The 15,945-nt window shown below is 53.2% G+C and carries 16 protein-coding genes; 14 read left to right on the top strand and 2 right to left on the bottom strand.

All coding sequences use genetic code 11. The features are described 5' to 3' along the window. Positions 1-418: 418 nt before the first annotated feature. The 6 genes from R2I50_RS06510 (at position 419) to rpsR (ending at position 4,732) form a co-directional block, all read left to right on the top strand. On the top strand, positions 419-745 hold the full coding sequence (locus R2I50_RS06510) for a hypothetical protein (protein ID WP_316608351.1): 327 nt from the start codon (positions 419-421) through the stop codon (positions 743-745). 432 nt (positions 746-1,177) lie between these two features. Then, positions 1,178-2,947, top strand: a complete 1,770-nt coding sequence (locus tag R2I50_RS06505) for an MATE family efflux transporter (RefSeq protein WP_316608350.1) — start codon at positions 1,178-1,180, stop codon at positions 2,945-2,947. A 39-nt stretch (positions 2,948-2,986) separates the two neighbouring features. Further along, positions 2,987-3,322, top strand: a complete 336-nt coding sequence (locus R2I50_RS06500) for a dockerin type I repeat-containing protein (protein WP_316608349.1) — start codon at positions 2,987-2,989, stop codon at positions 3,320-3,322. 153 nt (positions 3,323-3,475) lie between these two features. After that, positions 3,476-3,853, top strand: coding sequence for a 30S ribosomal protein S6 (gene rpsF, locus R2I50_RS06495; protein ID WP_316608348.1), 378 nt, complete (start codon positions 3,476-3,478; stop codon positions 3,851-3,853). 61 nt (positions 3,854-3,914) lie between these two features. Further along, positions 3,915-4,400: a single-stranded DNA-binding protein gene (locus R2I50_RS06490; protein WP_316608347.1), complete on the top strand. Its 486-nt coding sequence runs from the start codon at positions 3,915-3,917 to the stop codon at positions 4,398-4,400. Between the two features lie 98 nt (positions 4,401-4,498). Further along, entirely contained in the window at positions 4,499-4,732 is a 234-nt protein-coding gene (rpsR, locus tag R2I50_RS06485) for a 30S ribosomal protein S18 (protein WP_310753539.1), read from the top strand. Between the two features lie 75 nt (positions 4,733-4,807). On the opposite strand, the gene R2I50_RS06480 is transcribed toward rpsR, so the two are convergent. Together R2I50_RS06480 and R2I50_RS06475 are read right to left on the bottom strand one after the other, a co-directional pair. Then, positions 4,808-5,155, bottom strand: a complete 348-nt coding sequence (locus R2I50_RS06480; protein WP_316608346.1) for a type II toxin-antitoxin system PemK/MazF family toxin — start codon at positions 5,153-5,155, stop codon at positions 4,808-4,810. Between the two features lie 30 nt (positions 5,156-5,185). After that, the gene (locus R2I50_RS06475; RefSeq protein ID WP_316608345.1) at positions 5,186-6,082 is read right to left on the bottom strand and encodes a cation diffusion facilitator family transporter; all 897 of its coding nucleotides are present in this window, start codon (positions 6,080-6,082) and stop codon (positions 5,186-5,188) included. An 89-nt stretch (positions 6,083-6,171) separates the two neighbouring features. Between R2I50_RS06475 and R2I50_RS06470 the strand changes: the two genes are divergently transcribed. From R2I50_RS06470 to R2I50_RS06435, 8 genes are all read left to right on the top strand, one after another. Next, positions 6,172-7,056, top strand: a complete 885-nt coding sequence (locus R2I50_RS06470) for a DMT family transporter (protein ID WP_316608344.1) — start codon at positions 6,172-6,174, stop codon at positions 7,054-7,056. Positions 7,057-7,506: 450 nt separating this feature from the next. Next, positions 7,507-9,771, top strand: a complete 2,265-nt coding sequence (locus tag R2I50_RS06465; RefSeq protein WP_316608343.1) for an AMP-binding protein — start codon at positions 7,507-7,509, stop codon at positions 9,769-9,771. A 411-nt stretch (positions 9,772-10,182) separates the two neighbouring features. Then, positions 10,183-12,471: an AMP-binding protein gene (locus R2I50_RS06460; protein ID WP_316608342.1), complete on the top strand. Its 2,289-nt coding sequence runs from the start codon at positions 10,183-10,185 to the stop codon at positions 12,469-12,471. Positions 12,472-12,590: 119 nt separating this feature from the next. Continuing rightward, positions 12,591-13,253 carry a hypothetical protein gene (locus R2I50_RS06455; protein WP_316608341.1) on the top strand — a complete coding sequence of 221 codons (663 nt, stop codon included), beginning with the start codon at positions 12,591-12,593 and terminating at the stop codon, positions 13,251-13,253. 52 nt (positions 13,254-13,305) lie between these two features. After that, positions 13,306-13,512 (top strand): 4Fe-4S binding protein, encoded by a 207-nt coding sequence (locus R2I50_RS06450; protein WP_316608340.1) that lies wholly within the window; start codon positions 13,306-13,308, stop codon positions 13,510-13,512. Positions 13,513-13,521: 9 nt separating this feature from the next. Next, complete coding sequence (locus tag R2I50_RS06445; RefSeq protein ID WP_316608339.1) at positions 13,522-14,586, top strand: 3-methyl-2-oxobutanoate dehydrogenase subunit VorB; 1,065 nt, start codon at positions 13,522-13,524, stop codon at positions 14,584-14,586. Further along, positions 14,586-15,344: a thiamine pyrophosphate-dependent enzyme gene (locus tag R2I50_RS06440; protein WP_316608338.1), complete on the top strand. Its 759-nt coding sequence runs from the start codon at positions 14,586-14,588 to the stop codon at positions 15,342-15,344. Before R2I50_RS06445 ends, R2I50_RS06440 begins: the two co-directional genes overlap by 1 nt. Further along, positions 15,344-15,877 (top strand): 2-oxoacid:acceptor oxidoreductase family protein, encoded by a 534-nt coding sequence (locus tag R2I50_RS06435; RefSeq protein ID WP_316608337.1) that lies wholly within the window; start codon positions 15,344-15,346, stop codon positions 15,875-15,877. The genes R2I50_RS06440 and R2I50_RS06435 overlap by 1 nt, the downstream gene beginning before the upstream one ends. Positions 15,878-15,945: the final 68 nt, after the last annotated feature.

The raw sequence follows: 15,945 nt of genomic DNA, 5'->3' as shown, positions 1-15,945 counted from the left end.
TGCCTTGACCTCGTGCCGCGACTCCTCCTCTCCCCACAACGCGAGGCGTTGTAGGGACCCCGGAAGTGACAGGCGCCAGCCTGCCTGCGTCGTCCGCCTTGCTCTGCGAAATATCCCACTAATAAATTTGTTAAAGCTTTTAATTGAATATTAGTATAATAACGTCTCAAAACGGTAAGGTACAGCATTTTGAGAAATCTTTCGGAAACCGCTTGTCACAACCGACAAAATAGTGTAAACTATATAAAATACCAATCCGAAATAAAAAACCGATATCATCTTTTACACTGTATTTCGTATAGCTTTATCGGGCTCGCTGACAGGCGCCGTGCTGTTTGAAATACAGTCATAAATCACTGATATTTGATTCGATCTTTTTATTTTGGATGAGTATAAATCATATTTTGGAGTTAAAACAGTGACAGTAACTTTACCTACGAGAAGTTGGTTTTACCAACCTCAGGGCGGATGGATGATCACCAATACCTATACAGGTTCTCTGGGAACAGATCCCGAGAGAGGGATCATCGATCGCGCAAGCTTTAATTACAGGGTAAGCGTCGAAGGAAGCAGCGACGATCCATCCTTCAAGGCTTCATGCTGCGTGCAGAAGCTCTGTAAAAATAGGATCGAAAAGACTTCTCAGCAGGAAAAAACTTTTGATATCTCCGAAGAGGGCTTTGCTGCTCTGGCTGAATGGCTCGACGGACAATATCGTTTGTTTTCGGAAAATGAACAATTATAAAACGGTATGTAATTGTACCTTGAAGCGTATTTTTGTGGTGACATTTGGTTAAATATATGGTATAATAACCGTATAAATCCGGTTATTATACAGATTTATATGCCCGCCCGATTTGTCGCTGCGCGACAAGGGCGATGGCTGATTATACCATATCTCCTCCGGAGTTATGGTATAATAACCGTATGAATCCGGTTATTATACAAATTAATATGCCCGCCCGGTTTGTCGCTGCGCGACAAGGGCGATGGCTGATTATACCATATCTCCTTCGGAGTTATGGTATAATAACCGAATAAATCCGGTTATTATACAAATTTATATGCCCGCCCGATTTGTCGCTTCGCGACAAGGGCGATGGCTGATTATACCATATCTCCTTCGGAGTTATGGTATAATAAACAATTGATATCTTTCTGGATAAAGAGGACTTATATGAAATCTGACGGAAAAATCATCAATAAGCTTTTTCTCAGCTCGGTCATCAGTATTATTGCAGCGGCAATAGCTGCGATGCTGGGTATCGTTATCGACGGTATCGTGATCAGCCGCTTTCTCGGACCCGATAGTATGGCGGCTTACGGTATTGTTACGCCTGTTGTAAACATGGCGACGATCTTCAGCGGCGTGCTTGCTACCGGAGCGCAGGTCGTTTGTGCTCAACGTCTCGGTGCAGGTGACGCTAAGGGTGCCCGACGTGCCTTTTCGATGTGTATGGTGATCACTGTCGCGATCTCGGTGATTCTGATGTCGGTGATTATTATTTTCAGAGAGAACATCGTCGTATTCCTCGGAGCACGTGGGGATTCTGCGAAGCTTTTGCCGTATGCGTCGGATTATCTGCTCGGCATGGTTTTCTCGCTGCCGTCGGTTATTTTTCTGTTTGAGTTTAATGCTTTGATGCGTCTTGACGGCGACGCGAACCGCGTGATAGTCGCCGTTGCCGTTATGACGGTACTGGACGTAGCGGGTGATCTTCTCAACGCGCTCGTTATCAAGGGCGGCATGTTCGGTATGGGTATGGCGACGACCATCAGCTATTTTATCGCTTTGGTTATCATGCTGCTTCATTTTGTGAAGAAGGATATCATCTTCAAGTTCAGCTTCAAGGGCCTGCAGCTTTCCGATCTCCGCGATATCTTTGTAACCGGTTCTGCGTCCGCTGTCGGCTCGGGCTCTGCGATGCTGCGCAATATCGTGCTGAACCGAATTCTTGTTGCGACTGCTCTGTCCAGTACGGCGGTAGGTGCGCTGGGCGTGCTGAATACCGTATATAACTTTACCTCCAGCACGCTGGTAGGCGTCGGAATGACCTGTGCGATGATCGCCGGGATGGTTTTGGGCGAACAGGATCGTACCGGAGCCCTCCATCTGGTGAGAGTTACCTTTAAGACGGCGCTGATTATCGGTACGGCTCTGGCTGTTGCGTTGTTCTTCTCGGCGGACTTGGTTGCCGATGTATTCAAGAATGAGAACGGCGTTAAGATGGTCGAGCTTGCGGCGCGCGGTCTCCGCTTTTATGCCGTCAGTCTTATCCTTTACGGAATCAACAACGCCTTTGTCAATTATACACAGGGTCTCAGGCGCATGGGGCTGTCCAATATCTATTGCTTTTTGCAGAATTTTGTCTTTATCGTGATACCTGCGCTTTCGCTGGTCGGTATTCTCGATACCGACGCCGTATGGATTTCTTTTATTATCGGCGAGGCGCTTACCTTGACCGCGATCATCGTGCTTGCCGGCGTGTTCAAGCGCGGCGTACCTTATCGGATGAAGGACTTCTTGTTCCTCAAGGAACCGTTCGGAGCCGATGAGGAGGATACCTTTGAGGTTTCGATCACCGATAAAAGTCAGGTCAATGACGTATCACGTGCTGTTGCTCGATTCTGTGAAACCAAGAGCTCCGATAAAAAACAGCGCTATCTGCTGTCGCTCTTTGTTGAGGAGCTCGGTAACAATACCGCCGAATACGGCTTTGCACTCGGAAAAAACAACAGTCTTGATATCCGCGTTGTCCGTATCCGGGACGGTTGGATCCTTAGATTCCGCGATAACTGCAGGGCGTTCGATCCTACCGAGTGGATCAAGCTGCATGAGAGCTCCGACCCCGCTGCAAATATCGGAATCCGAATGGTTTGCGGAATGGCGAAGTCGGTCAACTATCTTAGTACCATGAACCTTAATATTTTAACTATCCGTATCTGAATGATACAGAAGGTTAATCAATTAAAATGGAGGACTAATATGAAAAAGACAGGAATGATCATCAGCTTATTACTGGCGGTGATAATGCTATTTACAACTGCGATCGGCGCGTTCTCCGCTGTGATCACTTATATCCGCGGTGACGCAGACGGCGACGGTGATGTTTCCTCTATTGATGTAGCGGTGATACTGCGTAAGCTCAACGATATGCCGTTACCGTATATCTATGTGCGAGCCGCCGATATCAACGGTGACGGTCTGGATATTACCGACGCAACATATATCCAGCGTTATCTTGTCGAAATGCCCAATCCGTACCACATCGGTACTACTGTAAAATTTGACGAGTACGAGCTGCCTATTGTATATAAATAACAGTACAAATAATGTTTGAAGAAAAAACTTGACAAACGTTATCAATTCAATTATAATACTCCTGTTATGTGTGATTCTATGCTCATAACAGAAGAATTAACCTTGCGCTGTATTGATCAGTACAGCGCCAAATGTCCAAGAGGAGGTGTAAACATGGCATTGAAAGCGAATTACGAGACTGTAATGGTATTTTCAATGAAGCAGGGCGAGGAAGGTATCCAGGCTCTGATCGAGAAGTTCAAGGCTCTCATCGAGAAGCATGCTACTCTGCAGAGTGTTGACGAGTGGGGCAAGCGCAAGCTGGCTTACCTGATCAACAAAGAGGCTGAGGGCTACTATGTGCTGATGAACTTCGAGTCTGAGGCTGAGTTCCCCGCAGAGCTGGATCGTATCTATAAGATCACCGACGGCGTTATCCGCTCATTGATCATCCGTAAGCCCGCGGTCTCCGAGGCTCCCGCCGAGGAAGAGCCCCAGGCTGAAGAGGCTCCCGCCGAGGAAGCTCCCGCTGCCGAAGAAGCTGCTGAATAAGCGCCATAACTGACGAATAAAGTTTTTTACGGCTTTACGCCGGAACGAAAGGATTATTACTATGATTAACAGAGTTATCTTGATGGGTCGCCTCGTGGCTGATCCTGAGCTCAAAACTACAACAAGCGGTATTTCCGTAACCTCATTCCGCATCGCTGTTGATCGCAGCTATGTCAAGGCGGGTGCCGAACGTCAGGCTGATTTCTTTGACATCGTTGCATGGCGCAGCTCGGCTGAGTTCGTATGCCGCAACTTCTCCAAGGGCTCCCTGATCGCAGTTGACGGTCAGCTCCAGTCCCGTCAGTACCAGACGAAGGACGGACAGAATCGTACCGCGATCGAGGTTGTAGCTGATAACGTCAGCTTCACCGGCGAGCGCCGTGATAACTCCGGCACCTATGGCGGCGGTTATTCACAGGCGCCGCGCGCGAACGCTTACGGCGGTTCTCAGATCGCCCCCGAGCCAGCGCCTCAGCCCGCGGCCTATTCCGCAGGCTCCGCCGATGATTTCCAGGTCATGCCCCTGGATGATGATCTGCCGTTTTGATGTCCTTCTCGACTGAGAAAGATATAAACATGAATGTAACTTTAATCTGAACACGGTCAACAACCGCTGTTCAATATGATACGAAAGGAGAACCCAACATGGCTGATAGACCTATGGGTAACAGACGCCGCCGTAAGGTATGCGGCTTCTGCGTGGACAAGGTTGAGTATATCGATTATAAGGATATCGCTCGTCTGCGTCGTTATATGTCCGAGCGTGCTAAGATCCTGCCCCGTCGTGTGACAGGTACCTGCGCTGCTCATCAGCGTGCGCTGACCACCGCTATCAAGCGTGCTCGTCAGCTCGCTCTCTTACCTTATACTTCAGACTGATCGATCATTACAGTCAAAGACCGGCTCACGCTTCACGCGCCGAGCCGGTCTGATTTTTTATATTAATTCCGGCAATCATCCGATCAGACCGAAGCTGACGGACAGCGCTTGGTTCACCGCCTTCATCGAGCGGTAGTCGATCGAACCCATCTTCTCTTTCAATCGCCTTTTATCAAGAGTACGAACCTGCTCGAGCAGTACGACGCTGTCCTTGTGCAGCCCGCAGTCGCCTGCTTCGATCGCAATATGGGTGGGCAGCTTGTTCTTGCTCTGTTTACTGGTGATTGCCGCCGCGATGACGGTGGGGGAGTAACGGTTACCTACGTCGTTCTGGATGATCAGCACCGGTCTGATCCCGCCCTGTTCGCTGCCTACTACGGGACTGAGGTCCGCGTAATAGATATCGCCGCGCTTTATGTTCATGCTTTCACGCTCCTGTTGTTTTCTACGATATTAGTGTTGGCAGCCTTCATCGTTTTTATTCTCGGATGTTATAGGACAGATGATCGCTTCCGCTTTCAGCTGATGCTTGATTCTTTTACGGATTTCGGAAATGATCTCAGCGCTGTTATCACCGATCAGGTAGAAGGTGATCAGCCTGCGCTCGGGACCGTAATCATGCAGAATAAGCCATGTGACTCTGTTCTCGGGAGCGATATCCGTTACGATTCGTCGGATCATACGAGCGGTTTTCGGTTCGATTGCGCTGCCCAACAGCGGGGCGACGCCGTCGTGAGCGGACATTATCCCCGCGTACAGGATGCACAGCGCGACGGGTATCCCCGCCCAGCCGTCAATATGCAGACCCGTCAGCTTCTCACAGATCACGGCGACGATGATGAGGATCGTCGCGCAGCAGTCGCTGAGCGAATCCACCGCCTCCGCTTTGATGACCGATGAGCGGAGCAGCTTCGCTTTATGCCGGTTGTACAGGTACATCCCGCCCTTGACTGCTACCGAGATCAGTAGGATGATCAAAAGGACGGGGCTGTAGGTGATATGACGCGGATGGATGATGCGGATCACGGAGGAGCAGAGCATTTTTCCGCCGATGAAGAGGATCAACAGCGACATCAAGAGTCCGGACAGGTATTCGATCCGTCCGAAGCCGAGGGGATAACGGCGCGACGGTCGTTTACCGCTCAACCAAAAACCGAGGGCGGCGAGCACGCAGGAACAGGCGTCCGCCAGATGGTTGAAGCCGTCCGCGGTCGCGGCGACCGAGCCCGCGATGATCCCCGCGGTGAATTTGAGCAGAAAGAGCAGCAGGTTCAGCGCGGCGTTGGTAAGGCAGACGAGGCTGCCCGCTCGCCGTCTGCCGCCGGATACAAATAAGTTCGATTCAGTCATACGACACCATGTTGAAAAGTTTTCGCTTTTGTGCTACAATAGCCACGGCGCAAATCGATCGTGCTGCGCCTTAATCTATACTATGATTGGTGACGAATATCGTGAGTCAGCGTACCAAAGGAATCTTATTTCTCGTTTTATCGGCGTTTTTCTTCGCCTGTATGAATATGTTTGTCAAGCTGTCGGGTGAGGAGCTGCCTGTCTTTCAGAAGGTGTTTTTCCGCAACGCGATGGCGGCGATCGTTGCACTTATTATTCTTATTAAGAATAAAGCACCTTTTCGCCCGACCGTCAAGGGCTCTCTGCCGTTTCTTGTTCTGCGTACCTTATTCGGATTGGCGGGCGTTATCTGCAACTATTACGCGCTTGAAACGCTCGTGCTCTCTGACGCGTCTATCCTGAACAAAATGTCGCCGTTCTTCGCGGTATTGTTTTCGTTTATCTTCATCAAGGAGCGGCCGCGGGTCTATCAATGGCTGATCCTCGGCGGCGCGTTGTTCGGTACATTGTTTGTGATCAAGCCCAGCTTTGCGAACGCCGCTTTCATCCCGGCGTTGGTGGGATTCCTCGGCGGCGTAATGGCGGGTGCCGCTTACGGCTGCGTGCGTAAGCTCGGGCTGATGGGGGAGAGCAATCCCTTCATCGTGTTCTTCTTCTCGGCGGGCTCTACGCTGATCGTAACGCCGATCATGATCGCGGGTTATGTTCCGATGACCGCTTTGCAGTGGGTCTATCTGCTCAGTGCGGGAGTCTCGGCGGCTCTGGCGCAGTTCAGTATCACCGCCGCCTATACCTACGCTCCCGCTAAGGAGATCTCGGTCTATGATTTCAGCCAGATCATCTTTGCCTCGCTGATGAGCCTGATCGTCTTTCAGCAGGTGCCGGATATGTGGAGTATTATCGGCTACCTCATCATCATTTCGATGGCGGTTCTGAACTTTTTCCTGAGCAACAGAAAAGTTACTAAAATATAATTGCGTCAAGGAATAAATACCGTCACTTTAACAGTATTGACTTTTTGCCTGTTTGTGCTACAATTTGACATAGACAATTGATAAAGGCTGTGACGAAGACGGTCAGGGCTAAGCTTTTTCAGAGAGTCGGCGGCTGGTGTGAGCCGACAAAGTTAACCTGAGTACCCATCCCTTCCGAGCCGGAGGCCCGAACAGGATTCCTTAGTAGATACCTCCCGTGATTGCTGCGTAAAGGCATAGGGGTTGTCAGACCCTGAGAGCGGCAGTAGCCCATACTGCAAGTTGAGTGGTACCGCGGATGTGATTTTTCACACTCGTCTCAATGTTGAGACGGGTGTTTTTTATTGCCTGCGAATATTCTTTCAACGTGCATACAAATATCCCTGCTGCCTGTACAGAATCTGGATTATTAATTGTTGTTATCCTAACATTTTTAAGGAGGAACACATTATGTCAGTCGTAGATAACGAGAAGCTCATGGAGGTCGCGGAAAGAATCCGCGAAATGCGTGAGATCAGCGGCTTTACCGTTGAGGAAATGGCGGAAAAGACCGAGGTCACCGTCGAGGAGTACCGCGCGTATGAGAACGGTACCGTCGATTTTCCGTTCACCTTCATCCACAAGTGCGCGCTGGCTTTCGGCTTGGGTATCACCGATATCTTAGAGGGTGAGTCCGCAAGGCTGAAGAGCTATACCGTGACCCGTCGCGGCGGCGGCAGACAGACCGCTGAGGAGGAGGGCATCTCCATCGTCAACGTGGCGCCCATGTTCAAGAACAAGATCGCCGAGCCTTACTTCTGCAAGTATGATTACAACGAGAGTTTGCAGAACAAGCCCATCCATCTGACCAAGCACGCCGGTCAGGAGTTCGACTTCGTCCTCTCCGGCAAAATGAAGATCCAGATCGGTAACAACTTTGAGGAGCTCCAGGCGGGCGACTCCATCTACTATAATTCATCCACACCGCACGGTATGATCGCCATCGGCGGCGAGGACGTCAAGTTCATCGCTATCATCCTCCCCGGCGAGAAGGAAGCCGAAGAGGTCGACGACGGCGTGATGAAGGCACATATCAAGCAGAAGTCCGCGATCACCGGTCAGTTTGTCCGTACCCTCGAGGATGAGGACGGCTGCCTCAAGGCAATCAACTTCAAGAACGAGGATAAGTTCAACTTCGCCTTCGACTGTGTTGACGCGATCGCGAACAATACCCCCGAGAAGCTCGCTATGCTTCATATCGACAAGAATAAAACCGAGCGCCGCTTCACCTTCAACGATATGAAGCGCCGTTCTAATCAGACCGCAAACTACTTCAAGAGCCTCGGCATCAAGAAGGGCGACCGCGTTATGCTCGTCCTCAAGCGCCATTACCAGTTCTGGTTCTCGATGCTCGCCCTGCATAAGCTCGGCGCGATCGCGATCCCCGCGACCAACCAGCTGCTTGCGCATGATTTCGAGTACCGCTTCCAGTCGGCAGGCGTGTCCGCGATCGTTGCGACCGCCGACGGCGCCGTAGCCGATTCGGTCGACGAGGCGCAGAAGACCTCTCCGACTCTGACCACAAAGATCCTGGTCGGCGGCGAGAGAGAGGGCTGGCGCAACTTCGACGCGGAGTTTGAGATGTATTCGACCCACTTCTACCGTACCGTCGATACCCCCTGCGGCGACGATACGATGGTCATGTTCTTCACCTCCGGCACGACCGGCTATCCGAAGATCGCCGAGCACAGCTACAAGTACGCGCTGGGTCACTACGTCACCGCCAAGTACTGGCACGGCGTCGATCCCGACGGTCTGCACTTTACCATCTCCGATACCGGCTGGGGCAAGGCGCTGTGGGGCAAGCTCTACGGTCAGTGGCTCTCTGAGGGCGCGGTATTTACATACGATTTCGACCGCTTCCATGCCGATGATATCCTTCCGATGTTCGCGAAATATCACATCACCACCTTCTGTGCGCCGCCTACCATGCTGCGCATGATGATCAAGGAGGATATCAGCAAGTATGATCTGTCGAGCATTGTCCACATGACCACAGCCGGCGAGGCGCTCAATCCCGAGGTCTACCGCCAATTCAAGAAGGCGACCGGACTGAGGATCATGGAGGGCTTCGGTCAGACCGAGACCACCCTCACCATCGGCAACCTCTTCGGTACGACCCCGAAGATCGGCTCCATGGGCAAGCCCATCCCCGGCTATGACATCGACATCGTTGATCCCGACGGCAATCCCGTTCCCGACGGCGAGCCCGGCGAGATCGTTATCCATACCGATAAGCGCGTTCCCTGCGGTCTGTTCAAGGGCTATTATCGCAACGAGCAGGCGACTAAGGACGCTTGGCACGACGGCGTTTATCACACCGGCGATACCGCGTGGCGTGATGAGGACGGCTACTTCTGGTATGTCGGCAGAGTTGATGACGTTATCAAGTCCTCCGGCTACCGTATCGGACCGTTCGAGATCGAGTCCGTCATCATGGAGCTGCCGTATGTACTTGAGTGCGGCGTCTCCGCTGCTCCCGACGAGGTGCGCGGTCAGGTCGTCAAGGCGTCCGTCGTCCTCGTCAAGGGCACCGAGGGTACCGACGCGCTGAAGAAGGAGATCCAGGACTACGTCAAGAAGCATACCGCTCCTTATAAGTATCCGCGAATCGTTGTCTTCAAGGACAGCCTGCCCAAGACCATCAGCGGCAAGATCCAGCGGAATAAGCTGTAATGATTCATATTGTTCACCGATTAGTGGTTGACAAATAAATAATACTGTGTTAAGATAAGACGAGTGAAAGGCTATGACGAAGAGGGCGCGGTTCTCTCGTCACTCAGAGAAGGAGCGGTTGGTGCGAGCTCCTGTGACGGTTATCGTGTTTGTAGCTTCTGAGCCGGGGAGAAGAAAGTCCGTGTCGGATGATTAGACCTCCTCCGTGATGACTGCGTAAATGTCTGGGGGTTAATATCGGTTGAGATCGCTGCCTTGCAACGACAATCGTTATAGACCCTGAGAGCGGCAGAGCTGAGATATCAGCCTGCAATTTGAGTGGTACCGCGGGTGTTTCGCACTCGTCTCAAAGTGATGACTTTGGGATGGGTGCTTTTTATTTGCCGCACCTGTCCGGAAAAGAGGTATGTTATGGATTACAACTCAACAGCACTTGATACGAAAATTCTGGAGATGGCGTCGCGTATCCGCGAGCTTCGTGAACTCGAGGGCAAGACCGTTGCCGAGATGGCGGCGTTCACCGACGTCAGCGAGGAAGAGTACCTTACCTGTGAATCGGGCAAGCAGGATCTGAACTTCGCGTTCATCTACCGCTGCGCCCAGGCGCTGAACGTCAACGTCACCGAGATCATCGAGGGTATCTCCCCGAACCTGAAATCCTACGCCGTGACCCGCCGCGGAGCAGGGCAGAAGGTGAGCCAGGCGCACGGCATGACCTATTACAACCTCGCCTACGCCTTCCAGAACCGTATCGCCGAGCCGCTGTATGTCAAAAGCAAATATAACCCCGAAGCTCAGAACCGCCCCATGGAGCTGACGACCCACGACGGTCAGGAGATCGACATCGTCGTCGAAGGTCAGCTGATGGTACAGGTCGGCGATCATAAAGAGATCTTAGGCCCCGGCGATACGATCTACTTCGATTCCAACACCCCTCACGGTGAGATGGCTGTCGGCGAACAGGATTGTATCTTCTACGCCATCGTCCTCAACCCGAAGGGCGAGCCGATCCCCGAGCTGACCCAGACCAAGGCGATCGCCGCCAAGAAGGTCGAGACCATCGATACCAAGGAGCGCGTCTGGAAGAAATTCGTCGACTTCGTCGTCAATGAGAACGGTACTCCGACCCGCGTCGAGTTCAAGAACGCCGATCAGTTCAACTTCGGCTACGATGTGATCGACGCGATCTCCTATAAAGATCCCGATAAGCTCGCGATGATCCATGTCGATAAGGACAAGACCGAGCGACGCTTTACCTTTACCGATATACGCCACGCATCCTGTCAGTGCGCGAACTACTTCAAGAGCTTAGGCATCCGCAAGGGCGACCGCGTTATGCTGATCCTCAAGCGCCATTACCAGTTCTGGTTCGCGATCATCGGTCTGCATAAGCTCGGCGCGATCGCGATCCCCGCGACCAACCAGCTGCAGGCGCATGACCTCGAATACCGCTTCAAGGCGGCGGGCGTCTCCGCGATCCTCTGTACCGGCGACGGCTATTCCGCCGAGGAGGTCGAGCGCGCGATGGAGAGCTATCCCCAGATCAAGCGCATCATGGTCAACGGCGTTCGTGAGGGCTGGAGAAACTTCGATGAGGAGTACAAGCTCTTCTCGTCCCACTTCGAGCGCAACGAGCACACCCCCTGCGGCGACGCGCCGATGCTGATGTACTTTACCTCAGGCACCTCGGGCTATCCGAAGATCGCCGCCCACAGCTACAAGCTCGCGCTCGGTCACTTCATGACCGCAAAATTCTGGCACAACGTCGATCCCGACGGCCTGCACTTCACTATCTCCGATACCGGCTGGGCGAAGGCGGCGTGGGGTAAGCTCTACGGCCAGTGGCTGTGTGAAGCGCCGATGTTCGTTTATGACTTCGACCGTTTCCATGCCGACGACATCCTCCCGATGTTCGCAAAATACAAGATCACCACCTTCTGCGCGCCGCCCACCATGCTGCGTATGATGATCAAGGAGGATATCTCTAAGTACGATTTCTCCTCCGTCAAGCGCATGACCACCGCGGGCGAGGCGCTCAACCCCGAGGTTTACAACCAGTTCGAGAAGCTCACCGGCTTACAGATCATGGAGGGCTTCGGTCAGACGGAGACCGCTGTCATCATCTGCAACATGATCGGCGCGCCCCATAAGATCGGCTCGATGGGCAAGCCCTCTCCGATTTATGATATCCACCTGATCGACAAGAACGGCAACGACGTTCCCGACGGCGAGCCCGGCGAGATCGTCATCGATATCTCCAAGGGATTGCCCTGCGGTCTGGCGCTGTACTACTACAACGACGTCGACGCGACCCGTAAAAATTGGCGCAACGGCTACTATCACACCGGCGATCTCGCGTGGCGTGATGAGGACGGCTTCTTCTGGTATGTCGGCCGTGCCGATGACGTCATCAAGTCCTCCGGCTATCGTATCGGACCGTTCGAGATCGAGTCCGTCATCATGGAGCTGCCGTATGTACTCGAATGCGGCGTTTCCGCAGCGCCCGATCCCGTTCGCGGTCAGGTCGTCAAGGCATCCATCGTACTCGTCAAGGGTACCGAGGGTACCGACGAGCTGAAGAAGGAGATCCAGGATTACGTCAAGACCCATACCGCGCCGTATAAGTACCCGCGTATCGTCGTCTTCCGTGATTCCCTCCCCAAGACCACCAGCGGCAAGATCCAGAGGAACCTGCTTTAAGTCGGAGAACGGTGAACGGTGAACGGAGAACGGTGGTGGGAAACGCTTCGCGTTTTGGATTCCTGTTTTGATAAGATTTACACTGCTATTCGTTATCTATTATCTGAAAAGAGGTATTTATGACCTACAAACGACTTACGATTCTATGCGGTCATTACGGCTCGGGTAAGACGAATATCGCCGTGAATATGGCGCTTGACCTTGCCGCTCAGCGCGACAACGTTGCCGTCGCCGACCTCGATATCGTCAACCCGTATTTCCGCTCCAAGGACAGTGAAGCGGAGTTCAAAGAGCACGGCATCCGCCTGATCTGCTCGGACTTCGCGTCCTCAAACGTCGATCTGCCGTCTATGCCCGCCGACCTGTATTCGATCACCGATGATAAGAGCCTCAGCGTTATCCTCGATATCGGCGGTGATGACCGCGGCGCCTACGCCTTGGGCAGGCTCCGCGATGCCATTCGCAACGAGGATGACTACGAGATGCTCATGGTCGTCAACAAATTCCGTCCGCTGACTCCCGACGCGCCGTCGACCATTGAGGTCATGCGCGAGATCGAGTGGGCGTGCGGTATCCCTTTTACAGGGATCATCAACAATTCCAATTTAGCTTTCGAGACCTCCGCCGACGATGTGTTAAAGTCCGCGGCGTATGCCGGGGAGGTATCCCGTCTCTCGGGATTACCCTTGGTACTGACCACCGTTGAGGACAGGCTTTACGATGAGCTCAAGGATAAGATCAGCCCGTTATTCCGCTTGAAGCTGCAGGCAAAACCGGTATAAGCTCAGGCGAAATTGATATATCAATTCAATCTTTGAAGAAGGGAAAATGTATATGGCAAAACTAACTTTCAAGACCGACAACTGTAAGGGTTGTTCGCTGTGCGTAGACGCTTGCCCCAAGGGTATCCTGCGCCTTGCCACAGACAAAATCAACAAGAAGGGTCATCATCCCGTAGAGTGTACCGATATGAGTCAGTGTATCGGCTGCGCTTCCTGCTATATGATGTGCCCCGACTGCATTATTAAGGTAGAAAGGTGATGAAACGATATGGCAGATAAGATTTTGATGAAGGGTAACGAAGCGATCGCCGCTGCTGCCATCAAGGCCGGCTGCATGCATTACTTCGGCTATCCGATCACACCTCAGACTGAGATCGCCGCTTATATGGCTAAGGTCATGCCGAAGATCGGCGGTACCTTCCTGCAGGCGGAATCCGAGATCGCCGCGATCAATATGGTTTACGGCGTAGCCAGCGCCGGTAAGCGCGTCATGACTTCCTCTTCTTCTCCGGGTGTATCCCTGAAGGGCGAGGGCTTATCCTATTTAGCAGGCTCAGACCTGCCCGCCCTGATCGTTAACGTTCAGCGCGGAGGCCCCGGTCTCGGCGGTATCCAGCCCTCCCAGTCCGACTACTTCCAGTCCACCCGCGGCGGCGGCCACGGCGACTATCACATGATCGTTCTCGCTCCCGCGTCCGTTCAGGAGATGGCTGAGCTGACCGTCAAGGGCTTTGAGCTCGCCGACACCTACCGCATGACCGCGATGATTCTCGCCGACGGTACGATGGGTCAGATGATGGAGCCCGTATCCATCGACGACCTCGAGGTCAAGCCTGCTCCCGAGAAGCCCTGGGCTACCACCGGTACCAAGATGGCGCGTGAGCATAATATCGTCAACTCCCTCTCTCTGGTTCCCGAGGAGCTGGAGGAGCTGAACTTCAAGCGTTATGACCGCTATAAGGTCGTCGAAGAGAATGAGACCATGTATGAGGAGTATATGGTCGATGACGCCGACATCGTGATCGCCGCGTTCGGTATCGCGGCGCGTGTATCGAAGAACGCTGTCGATGAAGCCCGTAAGCTGGGCATCAAGGTCGGTCTGATCCGTCCGATCACCCTCTGGCCGTTCCCGAAGGCTCCCTTCAAGAAAGCGGCAGAGCACGCGAAGGCGTTCCTGTCCGTAGAGCTGAACATGGGTCAGATGATCGAGGACGTACAGCTCGCGATCGAGTCTAAGTGTCCGGTTACCCTGTGCAACCGTGCCGGCGGTATGATCCCCGACCCGGAGCAGGTGCTGAACGCTATCAAAGAAATCAACGGAGGTATTGCGTAATGGCTGTATTTGAAAAACCGCACGCATTGATCGACGTGCCGCTGCATTACTGCCCCGGCTGCACCCACGGTATCGTTCACCGTCTGGTCGCCGAGGTCATCGACGAGCTGGGCATCGAGGGCAACACCATCGGTATCGCTCCCGTTGGCTGCTCCGTTATGGCATATAACTACTTCAACTGTGATATGATCGAGGCGGCTCACGGCCGTGCTCCGGCTGTCGCTACCGGCGTTAAGCGCGCCGATCCCGAGAACAACATCGTCTTCACCTATCAGGGCGACGGCGACCTTGCATCTATCGGTATGGCTGAGACCGTTCACGCGGCTGCCCGTAACGAGAACATCACCGTTATCTTCATCAACAACGCGATCTACGGCATGACCGGCGGTCAGATGGCGCCTACCTCTCTGGTGGGTCAGGTCACCCAGACCTCTCCCTACGGCAGAGATCCTAAGGCGTGCGGCTATCCGATCAAGGTATGTGAAATGCTCAGTGAGCTGGTCGGCCCCGAGTATCTCGAGCGCGTTACCGTCAATAACGTCAAGAACATCCGAAATGCCAAGAAGGCGATCAAGAAGGCGTTCCAGAACCAGATCGACGGCAAGGGCTTCTCTCTTGTCGAGGTCGTTTCCTCCTGCCCGACCAACTGGGGCATGACCCCCAAGCAGGCGCTGGAGTGGATCGAGAGCGATATGCTGCCCTATTATCCGCTGGGCGTTTACAAGGATCGTTCCGCTGAACAGAAGGAGGCAGAGTAATGAGCGCTAAAAATATGTTATTCTCCGGCTTCGGCGGTCAGGGTATCCTCTTCGCCGGTAAGTTTATTGCTTATAAGGGTCTGATCGAAGAGAAGCAGGTCTCGTGGCTCCCGTCCTACGGTCCCGAGATGCGCGGCGGTACCGCCTCCTGCTCTGTCATCGTCTCCGATACCCCGGTCGGCTCTCCGATCGTCAGCAACCCCGATATCCTCGTCGCGATGAACCTGCCCTCTCTCGATCGCTTCGAGAGCAAGGTTGTCCCCGGCGGCATGATCTTCGCGGATTCCACCCTGATCGAGCGCAAGGTCGAGCGCGACGACGTCAAGGTTTTCTATATCCCCGCTACCAAGATGGCTTCCGATGAACAGCTCGGCAACCTCGCCAACATGATCATCGTCGGTAAGCTCTTAAAGGAGACCGGCGACTATACCGAGGAAGGCATCAAGGCTGCTCTCGATAAGGTCATCCCCGCAAAGCGCGCCAACATGAAGGACGTCAACTACAAGGCGATCCAAATGGGCGCAGACTTTTAATACACCATACGATAGGATCCTGCCGCAGTCATAAGCTTCTTGAATCACTAAGCTATGCTTTATGACCG

It is taken from the genome of uncultured Ruminococcus sp., from assembly GCA_902785355.1.
GTDB lineage: Bacteria > Bacillota > Clostridia > Oscillospirales > Acutalibacteraceae > Ruminococcoides.
The sequence above is the reverse complement of the archived record's forward strand: the minus strand, read 5'-3'. Positions and strand labels throughout refer to the sequence as shown.

Coding starts and splice junctions, on each gene's coding strand:
- R2I50_RS06505 (WP_316608350.1), top strand. CDS start 1,178: ATGAAATCTGACGGAAAAATCATCAATAAGCTTTTTCTCAGCTCGGTC.
- R2I50_RS06500 (WP_316608349.1), top strand. CDS start 2,987: ATGAAAAAGACAGGAATGATCATCAGCTTATTACTGGCGGTGATAATG.
- rpsF (WP_316608348.1), top strand. CDS start 3,476: ATGGCATTGAAAGCGAATTACGAGACTGTAATGGTATTTTCAATGAAG.
- R2I50_RS06490 (WP_316608347.1), top strand. CDS start 3,915: ATGATTAACAGAGTTATCTTGATGGGTCGCCTCGTGGCTGATCCTGAG.
- rpsR (WP_310753539.1), top strand. CDS start 4,499: ATGGCTGATAGACCTATGGGTAACAGACGCCGCCGTAAGGTATGCGGC.
- R2I50_RS06480 (WP_316608346.1), bottom strand. CDS start 5,155: ATGAACATAAAGCGCGGCGATATCTATTACGCGGACCTCAGTCCCGTA.
- R2I50_RS06475 (WP_316608345.1), bottom strand. CDS start 6,082: ATGACTGAATCGAACTTATTTGTATCCGGCGGCAGACGGCGAGCGGGC.
- R2I50_RS06465 (WP_316608343.1), top strand. CDS start 7,507: ATGTCAGTCGTAGATAACGAGAAGCTCATGGAGGTCGCGGAAAGAATC.
- R2I50_RS06460 (WP_316608342.1), top strand. CDS start 10,183: ATGGATTACAACTCAACAGCACTTGATACGAAAATTCTGGAGATGGCG.
- R2I50_RS06455 (WP_316608341.1), top strand. CDS start 12,591: ATGACCTACAAACGACTTACGATTCTATGCGGTCATTACGGCTCGGGT.
- R2I50_RS06450 (WP_316608340.1), top strand. CDS start 13,306: ATGGCAAAACTAACTTTCAAGACCGACAACTGTAAGGGTTGTTCGCTG.
- R2I50_RS06445 (WP_316608339.1), top strand. CDS start 13,522: ATGGCAGATAAGATTTTGATGAAGGGTAACGAAGCGATCGCCGCTGCT.
- R2I50_RS06440 (WP_316608338.1), top strand. CDS start 14,586: ATGGCTGTATTTGAAAAACCGCACGCATTGATCGACGTGCCGCTGCAT.
- R2I50_RS06435 (WP_316608337.1), top strand. CDS start 15,344: ATGAGCGCTAAAAATATGTTATTCTCCGGCTTCGGCGGTCAGGGTATC.